The organism is Borrelia sp. P9F1, assembly GCF_030436115.1.
Taxonomy (GTDB): Bacteria; Spirochaetota; Spirochaetia; order Borreliales; family Borreliaceae; genus Borrelia.
The window spans coordinates 697,934-714,153 of record NZ_CP129407.1 but is presented as its reverse complement, the minus strand read 5'-3'; the positions used below and the strand labels follow the sequence as shown (position 1 = coordinate 714,153).

Below are 16,220 nucleotides of genomic sequence, written 5' to 3'. Positions count from 1 at the left end.
TCAAATCTTCCTTTTTTTAATTTGCCTCTTAACAAGATACCCGATGCCTGAAAAACTATCGCTCCCACCATCTAAAACAGACCCTTCAACGAAAACGACAAGCTCCCTCACACAACCAGGGTAGTTAAAATTAATTGTTTCTTCTAAAGATTTAATAAATAAACTCATCCCAAGCCCACCAGACCCATGATGACCAACATTACCCGAAGAATCATAAAACTCTCTCGATATATTTACAAAATATATACCATTACTCATGAAAGAGTACAAAAACTTGGCCTTCCTTGTGTCCAATAGCAAAGAAAACCCCTCACTACTACCCAACAGAAAATCCTTAACCAAGAAATCCAAATTTTCCTTAAGAGTCTGCCTTTCCTTTAAATACCTTAAGTCAGAAACCAACTCACGCTCAGAATAAAAATAAAAAACCTTCCTAGAAAAAATATTATCATAATTTAAAAAAATCACACACGAAGAATAAAAAAAACTTAAAAACAAAAGTACACAAAGCGCCCCAATTAAATACCCCCCTCCCCCAGCATCAAGACGTCTGAAACAAAAAAACCTACACCTCACAAATATACTCAACAAACTACTTCTCATAAAATTTAATAAACTTAACTAAAGACTTAAGTATCAGCATATTCACCTTACTCATGTAATTGTAATTCAAAATTAAACTCGCGTCAGAAATATTAGATAAAAATCCAATCTCAATTAACACGGCAGGCATACTACTATTTTTTATAACAAACCACTGCTCCTCCCTAATTGAGCGTACCTTGGTTTCATCTACAGCAGCGACAAAGGTTTCATATAAAATCTCGGCTAATTTTTTTGACTCATATTTATACTTAACATCAAGTATATCATTAAGTTCTCTCAGGTACCTATTACCCTTAATATCATATCCTTTAAAATTTTTCACAACTTCTCTTTTTGAATTTTCAGGAAGATACCAAAACTCAATCCCTCTAGCAACAGGATTTGGGGCATTATTTGCATGTATGGACAAAAAGATTACGTTATTTGGAAAATCTGGTTTAATTGCATTTGCAAATTCAGCCCTATCCCTCAGTGGTATAAAAATATCATCAACACGAGTTAACAAAATAGTCCTATCTAGAAAATAATTGCTTAAAATTTTATACAGATGTATAGAATAAATTAATGCAAAGTCCTTCTCCAGAAGAGTAACATCATTCCCATCTATCTTATGCGTAACAACAGCTCCCCTGTCATGCCCGCCATGACCAGGATCAATAACTATCGACGTTATTCTTGGCTTACTATAACTTTTCATGGACTTAAAATAATTTTCAAGCTGCCTCAACGCCCTTTTGGTTATTAAAATCTCCCCTTCCCTTAAAAGTATAGGATCAACATGAATATAGTAACCAGTGGACGAAAGACAATATTCAAATCCTATTTTAAATTTAAGATGTCCCTTTTCATGCTTAACAGTCAAAATATCACTTTCGACATTAAAATTAAGTCTAAAGACTCTCTCATCAAGTGCATCAAGTATGTTAGTGTAAACAAATTCTTGCGCTTCTACAAACATGCATACAAAAATCAAGTTAATAAATAATATTACTTTCCCAAAGTTCAATTGCACTCTTTAAGTCACCTTTAAACCTTAAGCTGTTTTTAATGGTTTCATTCCTTATCTCTTTAAATTCCCTGCTAAACTTCAAAGGATTAATGCCATATCTTAAACAGACCGTAAAAAATCTTAAAAACGAAAATTTAATTCCATTTCCAATAAAAATTGGGACGTGATTTTTAAGCAAAAAAATCAAAAAACTTCTATTCTTTGTTAAATCTTCTGGAAAATTGATAGCAGTATACTGTATACGAAGTTTCCTGTAAATAAAAATACTTTCCCCGAAATAAATAGCTCTAAGTCCAAAATCTAGCCTTTGAAAATATTCATTCTTAATTCTCCTATCAAAACCCCCCAACTGGATAAACTTTTCCCTAGAGTAAAGACCACAATAGTCCATAGTAATTAAAGTCTTCTCATAATCCTTCTCAGAATTTACTAAAATAACCTTCAATTTTTGATGCTTATCAATAGTGGGAAGGAAAACTGAGGGAACAATCTCTTCTTCTTTATCAAAAAATTCCCCGCCAACAAGAAGTACATTCTTTTTAACTATCTCATTGAATATGTTAGGAATCCAAAAAGGATTTAATAAATACATGTCACTTTGCAAAACAAAAACAAAACTACAGATGGATTCCTTCATCGCCAAGTTAACTTTCTCTCCTGAATTTAAATCATCAGAAATCAAGATAAATTTCAATTTGTTATAGGTATCTGAAATAAGCTGGAGAGAAACTCTGTTACTCTGTCTTTCAATAGAAATAATTTCTCTTATGAAATCAAAATTGGAGAGGAACTCAAATAAATCCTCCCTGAAAATTTTTGTACCTCTATTTAAAATCACAAAAGAAATCCCAAAAGTAGATCTTTGTACATAATTACTCCTAGATTTAACAACCGTATAAGAATAGTCACTATTTTTAAAATACATAGACCTACTTCAAAAATCCCTACAATTAAACTATAATGGTCACATGGCAAGCACTAGAATGTTAAAAACAAGCATCTCAAGCACCAATGTCCTAAAATATACCATAATTTTTGTTATTTTAATACTTGTGAGTTGTAAGGATAAGAACATAATATACGATAAGAGAATAAAAAAAATACTTGATAATAATAAAATCGAGTACAGGATAGATAAGGAAGGTGATTTTGTTATATTAAAGCCTTCACATGATGCAACAGTAGAGATAATAATTAGGTCAAAGTTGAATTCATATCAAAATTCAAAAATAAGAGAAATATTTGGAGTTGTTGAAACATTTGATGTGAATTCAAACAGAATCAACGAAATATCGGAATCTTTGATGAGTGATAGCCATAATAACCGAATTTTTGGATCATGGGAACTTATTAACGACTCTGAGAGGGGGAACAGCTCTCTGGTATACACCGTGAAAGCCGACGAAAACGCAAAAGAAATTTTTTTACTTGATGTCTTTGAAGAAGTTGCGACAACAATATCCATTTTTAAGAAGGTAATAAAATCCGACGATTCAAGCCTTGGCAATATCAAAGATGAACCTGATAGCTACTTACAAGAAAAGACCAAAAAAGACGGTATGAGGGATAATACTATCGAAGAAGAACTTCAAGAAATAAAGGCTAGGTAATTATTCTACCCTTATAGAATTAATATCAAAATTGAATTTAACCTTGTCTCCTACTTTAATATCAAATTTAGCAAAAGAGCCCTCTGGGACCTCAAGGGCATATTTAACCATATGCTTAGATCTCACACTTTTCTCTGAAAACGGAACTAGGCTGTAGATTTCCTTAATAACGCCTCCAGAATTAATATAAGCAATCTCAAGCGGCACGGGAGTGTTCTTCATCCAAAAAGATAAATTTCTCTCTTTATTAAACATAAAAAGGATACCATTGTTTTTATTTACAACTCTAGTCCCCATATAGCCCTTAGCTCTACTAAAATCATCAAAAGCAAGCTTAACACAAAACTTAACACCACCGACTACGATTTCCTTATCGTAGACATGCTCTACACAAGATAAAAAAATTAAGACAAAAAATACACAAAACACCCTCAGAGTTTATTTTCTCCACGCACATAAGGCTTAAGAGTCATCCTCAAGATATTACCATTTAAGGCAATAACAAAATCACCAATATCCCAACAATAATTAAAAGGAGTTACAACACTAGCTTCTCCAAATTTTTCTTTAACACTAAGGAAAATAGCATATTGAGAAATCAATTTTTTATCAAAAACAAAAGTATACGAATAAAGTTTATCTGCATCAAAATTAAAGTAAGCATATCTTATGTGCGCCTTGCCTTCAAACTTCAAAGTCTGAGTTTTAGCATAAGAAAATTCAACCTCTTCAACATCGTAATAAAAAACAGAATTTTGGCGAACATTATTCTGCACAGACGCAACACCATCCCCCATCTTAAAAGACAAAAAAATAGAAAACAAATAAAAAATTGTAATTCCCATATATTAAGTTATCCTTAAAAAAAGAAAACATACATGAAGAACAAAACTATCAAAAATCCAGAAAATAAGTAAAGCATGACATTAGCCGTAAGTCCAAAATTAAATATTGGCTTAAAAAGGACAACATCATTCCAAGAACGCCTAGTTTTTACCCTTTGCTTCCTTTTAAAAGGAGTCTCTTTAAGTTCTTCAAAAGGACTATAATCACACCTCGGGCAACCCTCTCCAAACTCAGAAACAACCCCAACATACCCACAATTTGGACACTCAATATCCCCCAATTTAGACCGGCAACTAGGACACTCAGACTTATTAAGTCCTACCTTTTCTCCGCATTGCTCACAAAAAACCTCAAAACTGCCCTTCTTCAAACGATAATCCTTTAAAATGAAGTCTTAGACAAATTAACTTGGAAACAAGTATACATTAATTTTGATAAAAAATATATTATTGTACTCAAGGCAGGAAGATTAAAATGAAATCAGGATTTGTAGCAATAGTAGGTAGACCCTCAACGGGAAAATCTACTCTTTTAAATTCAATATGTGGACATCAAATATCAATTATCTCACCTACCCCACAAACTACTAGAAATAAAATAAAAGGAATATTTACAGATAAAAGAGGTCAAATTGTCTTCATAGACACTCCAGGATTTCACTTAAGTAAAAAAAAATTTAATATAGCTCTGATGAATAATGTATATTCTTCATTTACAGAGGCAGAATTGATCCTTTACGTAATTGACATTCAAGACAATCCTGCTGATGAAGAAAATGAGATACTGAAAATAATTATTAAATCCAAAGTAAATTTTTTAGTAGTAATAAACAAAATTGATATTAAGAAAACAAAAATAGAGGAAATAATGCTATTTTTGGAAAAAGAAGGTATTAAGAAAGAGAATATTATCAAAATATCTGCGGAGAAGAAAATTAATGTCGAGGAGCTAAAAAGCAAGATTTACGAAAATTTCAAAGAAGGACCTCTTTACTATCCAGAAGAATATTACACAGATCAAGAAATGAATTTAAGAATTAGCGAAATAATTAGAGGAGTGGTAATTAAAAATCTTAAAGAAGAATTACCTTATTCTTTATATGTAGAAATTGACACTTTAGAAGAAAGAAGGCGAAATCTTTTCATCAGAGCAAATATTATTGTAGCGAGTGAAAGTCAAAAGGGAATAATAGTCGGTAAGGAAGGTAAGGGGATAAAAACAATTGGAGAGAAGGGCAGAGCAAAAATATCAGAAATATTTGAAAGGAGATGCAATCTCTTCTTACAAGTCAAATTAAAGAAAAACTGGAATAAGGAAAACAAGCTAATTCAAAGATTAGTAAATTAAAAAGATACTATTTTTAAAACCTTGAAACAAAAAAAACAGAATGATAGAATTAGTGCTTTGATGGGAGTAGTATTATGAGAGCGGCTCACTGGGCAGATTTTTACGCGAAAAGGATTATAGAGGAGAAAGGAGAAAAGGAACAGTATACGGTTGCATCCGGTATTACTCCGTCAGGAACTGTACATATTGGAAACTTTAGAGAGGTGATTTCTGTTGATCTTGTGGCAAGAGCATTGAAAGATATGGGCCGAAATGTGAGATTTATATATTCTTGGGACAATTACGATGTATTTAGAAAAGTGCCTAAGAATATGCCGAATCAAGAATTACTTGCATCTTATTTAAGACAGGCCATAACGAGAGTTCCTGATACAAAAACTGATGAATCAAGCTATGCAAAAGCGAACGAAGTTGAATTTGCTCGCTATTTACCCGTGTTAGGCATTAATCCAGAATTTATAGACCAGTCCTTAAGGTACATGTCAAGTAATTATTCAAGCCAGATTAAGTTTGCACTGGATCATAAAGATGAAATAGCACAGGCTTTAAATGAACATAGAACAACAAATCTCGAAGCCAATTGGTATCCTGTTAGTGTCTTTTGCACTAAGTGCAACAGAGATACTACGAACGTAGTAAGTTATGATGGCTGCTATTCTATTAAATATTACTGCGAATGTGGGTGTAAGGAGTCTCTTGATTTAAGGCAAACGTGGGCTGTAAAGCTTCCATGGAGAATTGACTGGCCGATGCGGTGGAAATATGAAGATGTTGACTTTGAACCTGCTGGAAAGGATCATCACAGCAGTGGAGGCAGTTTTGATACTTCAATAGAGATTGTAAAAATTTTTGGAGGGACTGCTCCTATAACATTTCAATACGATTTCATATCAATTAAAGGTCGAGGAGGAAAAATATCTTCATCTTCTGGAGATGTTGTGTCTTTAAAAGATGTACTTGAAATATACACTCCTGAGATAACAAGATTTTTGTTTGCATCAACAAAACCTAACATAGAGTTTTCAATATCATTTGACCTTGATGTAATAAAAATATATGAAGATTACGATAAATTTGAAAGAGTATATTATGGAATTGAGACTATTAAGGAAAGTAAGCAGGAGGCTTTTAAAAGAATTTACGAATTGTCTCAACCAAAATTACCAGACAAGGAAATCCCCTACCAAATTGGCTTCAGGCATTTAAGTGTTCTTTGCCAGATTTTCGAAGGGGATAAGAATAGAATTCTGAACTATTTAAGCGATGTAAAGGAGTTCCATAAAGAAAAACTTATTAATAAAATTGACTGTGCATTTAACTGGGTAAAAAACTACGCTCCTGAGGATTTTAAATTCTCATTAAGGTCTAATTTTGACAACATCGAACCCCTAAAACGGGACTACAAACAAGCAGTAAAACAATTACTAGAATTTTTGAAAGATGGTTTCGAGAACATAGTTGAAAAAGACATTCAAGATGAAATTTATAACATTGCACGAAACAACAACATCGAGCCCCCTTCGTTATTCAAACAAATCTACAACATACTAATTAATAAAGACAAGGGCCCTAGGTTAGCGGGATTTATTAAGATAATTGGCCTTACAAAGTTCGAAGAAATTGTAAAACAATCAATTCATTCCTGAGGTTTTTACATCGAAACGCAAGAGTTAAATAACCTACCCTCCTGCGTCAGTATTTACAAAATAAGTTTTCTACTTTGCTTTCCCTTGATTAGCAACAGATTCCATTGCAGCTCTGATCTTATCTTCATCTCCCAAGTAGTAGTGCTTCATAGGTCTTAAATCCTTGTCGAGTTCATAAACCAAAGGAATACCAGTGGGAATATTAAGCTTTAAAATCTCATTCTCACTCATATTGTCAAGATACTTAACAAGAGCTCTTAAAGAATTACCATGAGCAGCAATAATAACCCTCTTGCCCTCAAGAACAGCCCTAGCAATCTTATCTGTCCAATAAGGAATAACCCTTGCAACAGTATCCCTTAGACACTCTGTTGAAGGAAGTTCATTTCTAGGAATCCCCTTGTATCTTAAATCATGAATTGGATGCCGATTATCAGTCTCCTCCAAGGGCATGGGAGGAACATCATAGCTACGCCTCCAAACCAACACCTTATCTTCTCCGTACTTAGCAGCCGTTTCAGCCTTATTTAACCCCTGTAAAGCTCCGTAGTGCCTCTCATTAAGTCTCCAAGATTTCTCCACATCAATATAAGATTGCCCCAATTCACTCAAAATAATATTTAAAGTATCATTTGCTCTTACTAATACTGAACTAAAAGCAATATCGAAAAAGTAACCTTCTCGTTTAAGGACTTTACCACCATCCAAAGCCTCAGCAATGCCTTTTTCAGACAGCTTAACATCCGTCCAGCCTGTGAAAAGATTCTCCCTGTTCCACTCACTCTCACCATGCCGAACCAAAACCAACTTATACATAAAATCTCCTAAGAAATGTTTTTATTTTTAACAACGCCTTAAATTATAAGCTAGCACAAAATGAAACTAATGTTAATAAGTAAGAGGTATTAACCATTATATGTGTAGCATGCAATGCCAGACAATGCTATTAGAACATATAGTATAATTGTATTACCCTTAGTGAGATAATTAGCACTATGTGGTTAAGGGTAATTTGTAATGGAAATTGAAGAGCAAAAAAAGTTGACTGCGAAATATGCTGTTGAGCATTATTTAAGAAGTGGTATGCGTCTGGGTGTTGGAACGGGAACAACTGTCTTTTATGCAATTAAATATTTAAGCGAAAAAATAAGATCTGGATCTTTGAAAGATTTAGAAATCTACCCTACAAGCAGTGGTACCAAACATTTGCTTGCAAGAGAAAAAATTTCATACGTATCTAATTTTACAAAATTTGGCAAAAATATAGATATCACGATTGATGGAGCCGATGAGATCTTATTAGACAAGAAAGCACTGATAAAAGGCGGGGGAGCAGCTCATTTAATGGAAAAGGTAGTAGCTTACAATTCTGAGGAGTTGCTAATTATTGCAGATGAAACGAAAATTGTAACATCTTTAGGTGAAAAAACTTCCGTACCAATTGAGGTGGCTCAAGATTCTGTTGAATTTATTAAGGCGAGACTAGAAAAAATGAACTTCAGTCCTGTACTTAGAACCTGCAAGTCTAAAGCGGGACCAATAATAACTGATAATAACAACTACATCCTAGACGTAGCAATGAGCATTGAAAATCCCGAAGGTGTTGAGAAATATTTCAAACTATTCCCAGGGGTGCTTGAAATCGGTATTTTTAATCATAAAAACACCAGAGTCATATACTATCAAAATGGGCAAATTAGAGAAACTTGAGATTCACCTTAAAGGAATTATCAATTAAATATTCCCTAATCAACCGAAGATAGAAGTCAAGCTTAAACCTTTCATTTCCATCTAAATAAAGGACATTATTACTAAAAATAACTGCTCTATTTAGCTTTAAAAGGTAGTCAACAAACTGAACAAAATCTTCTTTTTTATAAATAAACCTATGCTCTAAAAGAGAGATATTAAGTCCCTTTTTAGTACCAAAATTTGTCATAAAATGACAAATGAAAAAATCTAAATCACTTAATACTTCAAAAGTTGCAAAAGAGTCTTCTCTGCTTAAAAAAGCATCATCCTTTCTTACTATAGCTTTAAGATCATTCTCATAAATACCGATAAGTAAACTCACGGAACTCATCCCAAGACCTAAATATGGCTTAAGTTCCCAATACCTTAAATTATGTCTACTTTCATATCCCCTTAAAGCAAAATTTGAAATTTCATAATTCATGTAGCCACTAGTTTCTAAAAAATCAAGAGAATAAAACCAGAAATCTTCAGCTCTATCATTATTTCTATCACAATTGGTTCCATTTAAACTAGCTGCAATAAAATTATTCTCATCAAACGAAATTTCTGAAAGACATATATGATCGGGTGCACACCCCACCAATCTGACTAAATCAAGCTTGAGATGTCTTTTTTCTTGATAAGGAATATTGATGTTTAAATCAACATTTAAATCAAAGTTAAATTTACGAATATTATCGACTGCCACAGTCACCCTCTTAAAGGACATATTAGCAAATCCCATAATCCCTAGAAATTTTGAAGAAAAACTTTTAACATCAAGACTAATTCTGCTAACAAAAAAATCATTTAAAACTCTTAAAAGAGAAAGCGCAATATCTTCAGGCCCAACTTCAAAGGTAAACTCATCCAATTCAATAAAATTAAACCTCTCGGATAAAGAAGACAGAAAAGACTCCAAATGAGCATAACTCTTAGCCGTTACCGCCTTAGATTTATATTTAAAATAAAATGTCTTGACTTTTGGATGACCCAAGTTTTCCAAGTAACAATCCAAATCACTCAATATCTTAACGAAGTGAAAGGACTTATAGCAGTTGGTAAGATCAACATAAACACTTAATTCACTTAAAGGTAAAAACTTAACTGCCATATAAAGCTCTTAAAGAAACATACACTTTAAAAGTCTAACCGAATAAATGCTCAAATTTTTTCAACTTTTTTTCACACTCAAGCTTAAAATCTTCCAGTTTACTTATTTTAATTTCATACTCTTTAATACCCTCTTCAAGATTAGTAAAATTTTTATTGATATCTATTGAGCACTGAACGATATCTCCTTGACGAGGAGCAAGAGTAAAAAATGTAAATTTCCATCCCCCCGAATTTATTGTAGATATTATTCTTTTTTGAAAAACATAATCTGAGATTAAAACAAGCTTTTGGAATTCCTTTCTATGCAAATAAATAAATTCATTCCACTCATTAAAAATGGCATCTGGTAACTCATCTAAACCAATTTCAATAATATTATTTATCGACAATAGTATGTGAAGTGTTTCCAATAAATTTAAATAATAAGCCTCAAAACACTGAATAGTAATATCTAGTAGAGAAACCTTAACAAGCAACTTGGATATATCAAGACTATGTTCCTTCATAATTTTTGATATTTTTTCTTTAGTATGCTCTATAATGAACTTCTTGTGTGTCTCCTTGATGTTCTCGCTTACTTTAATCTGCTCCACTTTTTCATAGTAATCACCAATTTCTTTGTTAATTAAATTTAAATTGTTATTATTAGCTTCATTAGAAAAGAAATCAAGCGTACTTGAAAGCCTTTCTAAAAATTCTTGCTGAATAAAAAAAGTAGCTATCTTTATGCAAGAACATGGGGTCTTGCTCCTCTTGTCAAATTCTTCAATTTTTTGCCTAATATCCACCCTAAAATTCAAATATCTGAGCTTATCTAAAAATTTATTAAAAATATCTTCATTACTTAAAAGTGCCTCACCCTCTAATTCCAAAAACTCTGATTCTGGGTAATACTTCTTTATTAGACTTTTAATAATACCTAAAGAATCATAAAAAATTTCCTTGTTAAAATCTAACTTTGAAGAATTATGAATAACTCTAATAATATCTTTATAGATCTTATCCAAAAATACAATCTTATCTTTAAGTAAGTTAGCATCATTAATAAGACCTGACTGTTCCTTGTAAGAGTAATAATTTATTAAGCTGTACCTGAAAATACTAAAATTGAGATGTTTTTGAAAGTCGAAAAACCGATAAAACCCCAAAGAGCCAAAATCAAAAAACTTCATATCACCATATTATAACAAAAACGTTATTTAATCTTTTTATAAAGACTTAAAAGAACAGGAGAGGCTATAAAAATAGAAGAATAAGTACCAACAACCACGCCTACCATAAATATTAAAGAAAAATCCCTTATGGCGCCCTCAGTAAATATATAAATAGACAAAACAGCAACGAATGTAGTAACAGAAGTCAAAACAGTTCTTGATAAAGTTTGCCCAATACTTATGTTTAAAACACTTAAAAATGAAGTACCAGTAAGAATCCTAGAATTCTCCCTAATTCTGTCAAAGATGATTATAGTGTCATTTAAAGAATACCCAATAATAGTTAATATTGAAACAATTATTGAACTGTTTATCTCTATCCTAAAAGTCCCTAAAAAGGCAATCACAAAAAGTATGTCATGTATTGTAGCAAATATTGATGCTACAGCATAGCTTAACCTAAATCTCAGTGCCACATAAACTAAAACAAGTGCAAATGTTAGACAAACCAACAACGTTGATTTTGTCCTTAAAGTAGAGGAAAAACTCGAATCAATAAAATAAGAATCAAGAATTTCAACATTAACCTGATATTCTGTCTTTAATTTTTCAAGTAAATTGCTTTGTATGTCTTTCTTAAAAGCATAATCAGTGACATCTGATTTCACTACAACAGAAAAATGACTCCTAAATTCATCACCTGATATAATCTCATTAACTTCAAATGTTTTATAAATTGAAGACAATATCTTCTTGACTTCATCATCTTTAATCCCCGCCTTCTCTATAGCAAAATTGATACTCACTCCAGAAGAAAAATCTATCCCCCAATTATACCCACCATGACACACAAAAGTATAAACAAACCCCAAGAAAATCACAAAGAGGCTAAGCACCATTACTCTATTTCCGTATTTCAAAAAACTAAACACTTTTTGCATAATGAGAACTCCAAGAGATACTTACAAATTTGCTTTTATTGCAAGAAACTACAACTTCTAAAATAAACCTTGAAAAGACTAAACTGCTGAAAAGAGATGCTACAATACCAACAGATAAAGACCACGCAAATCCCTGAATAACTCCTGTTCCAAGAAGAGTCAAAAATAGGACAGCAATAAAAGTCGTAACATTTGAATCCATTATTGTCCAAAAAGCTTTCTTAAATCCATCATCGAATGCTCTTTCAAATTTACGACCATTCCTCATCTCTTCTTTAATTCGCTCATAAATAATTATGTTAATATCAACAGCCATACCCATAGTTAGTACAAGACCTGCAATACTCGTAAGAGTTAAAGTAAAATTGAAAGCTGACAGAATTGCTAGAATTAAAAATAAATTATAAACAACCAATGAAAATCCTGCCACAAAGCCACTAACCCTGTAATAAATCAACATAAACAGAAAAATTAAAACAAGAGCAAGAAGAGATGCCTTTATCCCAAGCTCAACTGTCCTCTCCCCAATAGTAGGTCCAATAACCCTAAGATCATCTATTTTTATTTCAACTGGAAAAGCTGCCGTTTTAAAAACAAGTGCAAGCTCGCTGGCCTCTTTTTTATCAAAAGAATCCCCCTGAATTGAAACATTTCCACCAGCAATAGCATAACTAATACTAGCTACCGACTTAATCTTGCCCTCCATGACCACAGCCAAGGCCTTTCCAATGTTCTTTTGAGTAAATCCAAAAAATTTTTCACTGCCTTCATTATCTAAGCTAAATGTAACCATATCCCTACCGGTTCTATGGTCACCTGAAACCCCAGCATCCCTAATGTGTGCACCATCAAAGGAATTTTCAACACTAGAGTCCACAACATAGTAGCGAACACTAGATTCATCATCAACACCATAAGAATCTTTAAAATACCAAGGAAAAATTTTCTTATTTTCACCAAGATTCATATTATCTTTAATCTCAGAAATAGAAAAAAGAGGCCCGGCTTTCAAGATTTTATCATTAAGCACAGAAGTACTCTCATCGTCAACAACATAAAAGTTTAAACTGCCTTTACCACTTAAAAGAGAATCAACACGACTCTCATCCCTTTCCCCTGGGATATCCAAGAAAATTCTACTACCACCTGCTTCTCTTATAATTTTAGGCTCTGTAAGCCCGAAAGTATCCACTCTCTCTTTCAATATTTGCATTGTACGCTCAATGGATTCTTCCCTTTCCAAAGAAGTCAAACTCCGCCCCAACTTTTTCTCAAGATCTGAATAATCAAGAGAGATAGTAATACTCATTCCCCCAGATAAATCAAGACCAAGCTGTATTATTCTACTCCTATCTCTCTTTACATTTTCATAACGTTTGTAAATTTCAAGACTGAGTTCCTCAATATCGGAATCTGACAAAAACCCATCTCGCAAAGCCTTAACACTTAAAGACCTAGGAAAAGTTCTCCCATAAACCTTGTAGTTTTTCTTTGCAACTGGTATTAAATGCCTCAAATCATCTGGAATATTCGCATCTGGATCCTTTCGGTATAACTCCTTAAGTCTAACAAGCGCATCAAAAGCCTCTTTCCTAGAATAATCCCTTAAGGCTTCCTTTGAATACGAACTAATTTTCTTATCTTCCCCTCCGGTAAAAAAATACCACCCCAAGGTAGGAGACACCAAAAGATACGAAAAAAACGTTACCATCACTATTAGTACAAATTTAGAGAGCTTACTCATCCTAACACACCTATCCTAATTGAGAATGTAATAATCAGGTCGAGATCCTACCGTTCTTAATTTTTATCTTCAACTTTTTCAGAAATAACTTTTTCGATTGAAGTTTTCACAAACCTCACGTCAGAAGCCGAATTCAGCTCGAGAACAACTTCAGCATCACTAATCTTTTTAACAACGCCAAAAATCCCACCCACTGTTAAAACCTTATCACCCTTTTTAAGGTTTTGTATCATTTCCTTTTTCTTCTTCTCTTCCCTACGTTGAGGAGATATTACTAAAAACCAAAATATAGCAACCACAGGAACAAAGACCAATAAACTCCTAAAAAAACTACTACTATGGCTAAATTCTTGTAATATAAACATAAAATCTCCTACCCCTTAGACATACACAACTCTTATCCTTGAAATATCATCCGGATACACTACTCCAAAGAGGAGCTTAAGCTCCTCTACTTTACTGTAATCAGACTTGCTGATCTTATTGTATCCCTCAATTAAATACTCAATAAGAGAACCATCATTTTCATAAAGAGCTTTACTAAAAGCACTCCTGTAAAGTCCAAGCTCAAAAAGCTCCTTAACACCCTTATCCTTGTGTTGCCTTAAAAGCTCTTTATCTATTATCGCCCTAGAGCCATCATACCCGATACAAAACACAAACTCACTTTCGCTCAAATCCAGCAACCCCTTAAAACAACACCGACATTGAAAAATACAAAATTAAGCCCAATCTACATCATTCCCATTCCAGGATCCATAGGGTACCCACCACCAGCACCACTCTTTTCTTCCTTAACTTCAGCAATAGCACATTCCGTTGTTAAGAGTAGTCCCGCAATTGAGGCTGCATTCTGAAGAGCACTTCTTGTAACCTTAGCAGGATCAATTATCCCACTATCAATCATATTTACCCACTTAAATCCAGCTGCATCAAAACCAAGTCCCTTCTTTTCAGTCTTAATCTGGTGAATATAAATAGAACCTTCAAACCCAGCATTAGAAATTATCTGTCTCATAGGCTCTTCAAGACTTCTCTTTACGATCTCAAACCCTTGCTTCTCCTCATAGCTAAGCTTACTTGTGTCAACAGTATCAAGATACATAGCCACCTCAATAAGAGTAGCACCACCGCCAGGAACAACACCCTCCTCAACAGCAGCGCGAGTAGCAGACAAAGCGTCCTCAACCCTATGTTTTTTCTCCTTAAGCTCTACCTCAGTAACAGCCCCAACATTAATAACAGCAACACCACCTACAAGTTTTGCAAGACGCTCTTGCAACTTCTCTCTATCGTATTCAGAACTTGTTTCTTCTATTTGCTTCTTAATAAGCTCTGCCCGCTCCTTTATTTGCTCTTTATTTCCAGTATTAATAATAGTAGTATTATCCTTATCTACCTTCACAGACTTAGCTTGCCCGAGTTGTTCAAGCTCAACGCTCTCAAGAGTAAGTCCCAATTCCTCACTAACAAGCACTCCCCCAGTAAGTATCGCAATATCCTCAAGCATAGCCTTTCGTCTATCTCCAAATCCAGGAGATTTAATCGCACAAACCTTCAAAGCCCCACGCACACTATTTAAAACAAGAGCAGCAAGAGCATCTCCCTCAATGTCCTCAGCAATAATTAACAAAGGTTTATTCGTATTTAAAACTTTTTCAAGAACAGGTAAAAGTTCCTTAATAGTACCAATCTTCTTTTCACATATCAAAATAAGAGCATCATCAAAGCTCACACTCATATTTTCCTTATTTGTAGAAAAGTAAGGAGAGAGATATCCTCTATCAAACTGCATACCCTCAACATAAGAAATCGTAGTATCAAAAGTCTTTGATTCCTCAACAGTAATAACTCCATCCTTTCCAACTCTATCCATCGCCTCAGCAATTTTCTCGCCTATAGAACTATCATTATTTGCAGAAATAGAAGCCACCTGCGCAATCTCTTCCTTGGTAGTAATTTTCTTTGCAGCCTTACGGATCTTGTCAGCAGCCAAAGATACAGCATGATCTATTCCCTTCTTTATTCCAATAGGATTAATGCCAGAAGAAACATTCTTAAGCCCCTCCCTAGCAATTGCATAAGCAAGCACAGTAGCAGTAGTAGTTCCATCTCCAGCTACGTCATTTGTCTTAATAGCAACCTCTTTTAAAAGCTGGGCACCCATATTCTCAAATGCATTTTCAAGCTCAATCTCACGAGCAACACTAACCCCATCCTTAGTAACCGTAGGAGACCCAAATTTCTTATCAATTAAAACATTTCTTCCCTTAGGCCCAAGAGTCACCTTTACAGCATTTGACAACTTCTCAATGCCGCTGAGTAAACTTTTCCTAGCATCTTCATTAAAATACATTTCCTTTGCCATAAATCTTACCCCTTTTTAAGTATCAAAATTAAATTTAAACCCAACACCGTAAATGTTAGCATAAACCTCATACATATCACCATAAGGATATAAAATTTT

Annotated in this window: 18 protein-coding genes; 4 read left to right on the top strand and 14 right to left on the bottom strand. The window is 33.5% G+C overall.

Features of this window, described 5'->3' with window-relative positions; translation table 11 throughout:
- From QYZ68_RS03430 to QYZ68_RS03420, 3 genes are read right to left on the bottom strand one after another with little or no spacing between them, the layout of a single operon-like run.
- Complete coding sequence (locus tag QYZ68_RS03430) at window positions 1-603, bottom strand: flagellar filament outsheath protein (RefSeq protein WP_301384173.1); 603 nt, start codon at window positions 601-603, stop codon at window positions 1-3.
- Window positions 593-1,564 (bottom strand): N-acetylmuramoyl-L-alanine amidase family protein, encoded by a 972-nt coding sequence (locus QYZ68_RS03425; protein WP_301384172.1) that lies wholly within the window; start codon window positions 1,562-1,564, stop codon window positions 593-595. Before QYZ68_RS03425 ends, QYZ68_RS03430 begins: the two co-directional genes overlap by 11 nt.
- Window positions 1,565-1,580: 16 nt before the next feature.
- Window positions 1,581-2,540, bottom strand: a complete 960-nt coding sequence (locus tag QYZ68_RS03420; protein ID WP_301384171.1) for a hypothetical protein — start codon at window positions 2,538-2,540, stop codon at window positions 1,581-1,583.
- Window positions 2,541-2,598: 58 nt separating this feature from the next.
- Between QYZ68_RS03420 and QYZ68_RS03415 the strand changes: the two genes are divergently transcribed.
- Window positions 2,599-3,225 (top strand): hypothetical protein, encoded by a 627-nt coding sequence (locus tag QYZ68_RS03415; protein WP_301384170.1) that lies wholly within the window; start codon window positions 2,599-2,601, stop codon window positions 3,223-3,225.
- Here the strand turns inward: QYZ68_RS03415 and QYZ68_RS03410 are convergent, their stop codons facing one another.
- Genes QYZ68_RS03410 through QYZ68_RS03400 form a run of 3 tightly spaced genes read right to left on the bottom strand, consistent with a single transcriptional unit; the run spans window position 3,226 to window position 4,441 of the window.
- A complete protein-coding gene (locus QYZ68_RS03410; RefSeq protein WP_301384439.1) occupies window positions 3,226-3,660 on the bottom strand; it encodes a DUF192 domain-containing protein in 435 nt (144 codons plus the stop codon).
- Window positions 3,657-4,070, bottom strand: a complete 414-nt coding sequence (locus QYZ68_RS03405; RefSeq protein ID WP_301384169.1) for a hypothetical protein — start codon at window positions 4,068-4,070, stop codon at window positions 3,657-3,659. Before QYZ68_RS03405 ends, QYZ68_RS03410 begins: the two co-directional genes overlap by 4 nt.
- Window positions 4,071-4,084: 14 nt before the next feature.
- Complete coding sequence (locus tag QYZ68_RS03400; RefSeq protein ID WP_301384168.1) at window positions 4,085-4,441, bottom strand: hypothetical protein; 357 nt, start codon at window positions 4,439-4,441, stop codon at window positions 4,085-4,087.
- A gap of 104 nt (window positions 4,442-4,545) precedes the next feature.
- Between QYZ68_RS03400 and era the strand changes: the two genes are divergently transcribed.
- Together era and lysS are read left to right on the top strand one after the other, a co-directional pair.
- Entirely contained in the window at window positions 4,546-5,418 is an 873-nt protein-coding gene (gene era, locus QYZ68_RS03395; protein ID WP_301384167.1) for a GTPase Era, read from the top strand.
- 74 nt (window positions 5,419-5,492) lie between these two features.
- Window positions 5,493-7,064, top strand: coding sequence for a lysine--tRNA ligase (gene lysS / locus QYZ68_RS03390; RefSeq protein WP_301384166.1), 1,572 nt, complete (start codon window positions 5,493-5,495; stop codon window positions 7,062-7,064).
- 69 nt (window positions 7,065-7,133) lie between these two features.
- Here lysS and gpmA read toward each other — a convergent pair whose 3' ends face one another.
- Window positions 7,134-7,880: a 2,3-diphosphoglycerate-dependent phosphoglycerate mutase gene (gene gpmA, locus QYZ68_RS03385; protein ID WP_301384165.1), complete on the bottom strand. Its 747-nt coding sequence runs from the start codon at window positions 7,878-7,880 to the stop codon at window positions 7,134-7,136.
- Between the two features lie 207 nt (window positions 7,881-8,087).
- On the opposite strand from gpmA, the gene rpiA reads away from it, so the two are divergent.
- Window positions 8,088-8,774 (top strand): ribose 5-phosphate isomerase A, encoded by a 687-nt coding sequence (rpiA, locus tag QYZ68_RS03380; RefSeq protein ID WP_301384436.1) that lies wholly within the window; start codon window positions 8,088-8,090, stop codon window positions 8,772-8,774.
- On the opposite strand, the gene psgB is transcribed toward rpiA, so the two are convergent.
- Genes psgB through groL form a run of 7 tightly spaced genes read right to left on the bottom strand, consistent with a single transcriptional unit; the run spans window position 8,761 to window position 16,121 of the window.
- Entirely contained in the window at window positions 8,761-9,912 is a 1,152-nt protein-coding gene (gene psgB / locus QYZ68_RS03375; protein WP_301384164.1) for a HemN-related non-iron pseudo-SAM protein PsgB, read from the bottom strand. The genes rpiA and psgB overlap by 14 nt on opposite strands.
- A 34-nt stretch (window positions 9,913-9,946) precedes the next feature.
- Window positions 9,947-11,086 (bottom strand): hypothetical protein, encoded by a 1,140-nt coding sequence (locus tag QYZ68_RS03370; RefSeq protein ID WP_301384163.1) that lies wholly within the window; start codon window positions 11,084-11,086, stop codon window positions 9,947-9,949.
- Window positions 11,087-11,109: 23 nt separating this feature from the next.
- The gene (gene secF / locus QYZ68_RS03365) at window positions 11,110-12,009 is read right to left on the bottom strand and encodes a protein translocase subunit SecF (RefSeq protein ID WP_301384162.1); all 900 of its coding nucleotides are present in this window, start codon (window positions 12,007-12,009) and stop codon (window positions 11,110-11,112) included.
- Entirely contained in the window at window positions 11,993-13,753 is a 1,761-nt protein-coding gene (gene secD / locus QYZ68_RS03360; RefSeq protein WP_301384161.1) for a protein translocase subunit SecD, read from the bottom strand. The genes secF and secD overlap by 17 nt, the downstream gene beginning before the upstream one ends.
- A 56-nt stretch (window positions 13,754-13,809) precedes the next feature.
- The gene (yajC, locus tag QYZ68_RS03355; RefSeq protein WP_301384160.1) at window positions 13,810-14,118 is read right to left on the bottom strand and encodes a preprotein translocase subunit YajC; all 309 of its coding nucleotides are present in this window, start codon (window positions 14,116-14,118) and stop codon (window positions 13,810-13,812) included.
- Window positions 14,119-14,133: 15 nt separating this feature from the next.
- Window positions 14,134-14,430: a hypothetical protein gene (locus QYZ68_RS03350; protein WP_301384159.1), complete on the bottom strand. Its 297-nt coding sequence runs from the start codon at window positions 14,428-14,430 to the stop codon at window positions 14,134-14,136.
- Window positions 14,431-14,486: 56 nt separating this feature from the next.
- Window positions 14,487-16,121: a chaperonin GroEL gene (groL, locus tag QYZ68_RS03345; protein WP_301384158.1), complete on the bottom strand. Its 1,635-nt coding sequence runs from the start codon at window positions 16,119-16,121 to the stop codon at window positions 14,487-14,489.
- Window positions 16,122-16,220 lie beyond the last annotated feature (99 nt).

Excerpts from the sequence above, each read along its gene's own strand:
- QYZ68_RS03420 (WP_301384171.1), bottom strand. The coding sequence starts at position 2,540 with ATGTATTTTAAAAATAGTGACTATTCTTATACGGTTGTTAAATCTAGG.
- era (WP_301384167.1), top strand. The coding sequence starts at position 4,546 with ATGAAATCAGGATTTGTAGCAATAGTAGGTAGACCCTCAACGGGAAAA.
- groL (WP_301384158.1), bottom strand. The coding sequence starts at position 16,121 with ATGGCAAAGGAAATGTATTTTAATGAAGATGCTAGGAAAAGTTTACTC.
- QYZ68_RS03405 (WP_301384169.1), bottom strand. The coding sequence starts at position 4,070 with ATGGGAATTACAATTTTTTATTTGTTTTCTATTTTTTTGTCTTTTAAG.
- yajC (WP_301384160.1), bottom strand. The coding sequence starts at position 14,118 with ATGTTTATATTACAAGAATTTAGCCATAGTAGTAGTTTTTTTAGGAGT.
- QYZ68_RS03415 (WP_301384170.1), top strand. The coding sequence starts at position 2,599 with ATGTTAAAAACAAGCATCTCAAGCACCAATGTCCTAAAATATACCATA.
- gpmA (WP_301384165.1), bottom strand. The coding sequence starts at position 7,880 with ATGTATAAGTTGGTTTTGGTTCGGCATGGTGAGAGTGAGTGGAACAGG.
- secD (WP_301384161.1), bottom strand. The coding sequence starts at position 13,753 with ATGAGTAAGCTCTCTAAATTTGTACTAATAGTGATGGTAACGTTTTTT.
- QYZ68_RS03370 (WP_301384163.1), bottom strand. The coding sequence starts at position 11,086 with ATGAAGTTTTTTGATTTTGGCTCTTTGGGGTTTTATCGGTTTTTCGAC.
- secF (WP_301384162.1), bottom strand. The coding sequence starts at position 12,009 with ATGCAAAAAGTGTTTAGTTTTTTGAAATACGGAAATAGAGTAATGGTG.
- QYZ68_RS03425 (WP_301384172.1), bottom strand. The coding sequence starts at position 1,564 with ATGTTTGTAGAAGCGCAAGAATTTGTTTACACTAACATACTTGATGCA.
- QYZ68_RS03430 (WP_301384173.1), bottom strand. The coding sequence starts at position 603 with ATGAGAAGTAGTTTGTTGAGTATATTTGTGAGGTGTAGGTTTTTTTGT.
- lysS (WP_301384166.1), top strand. The coding sequence starts at position 5,493 with ATGAGAGCGGCTCACTGGGCAGATTTTTACGCGAAAAGGATTATAGAG.
- psgB (WP_301384164.1), bottom strand. The coding sequence starts at position 9,912 with ATGGCAGTTAAGTTTTTACCTTTAAGTGAATTAAGTGTTTATGTTGAT.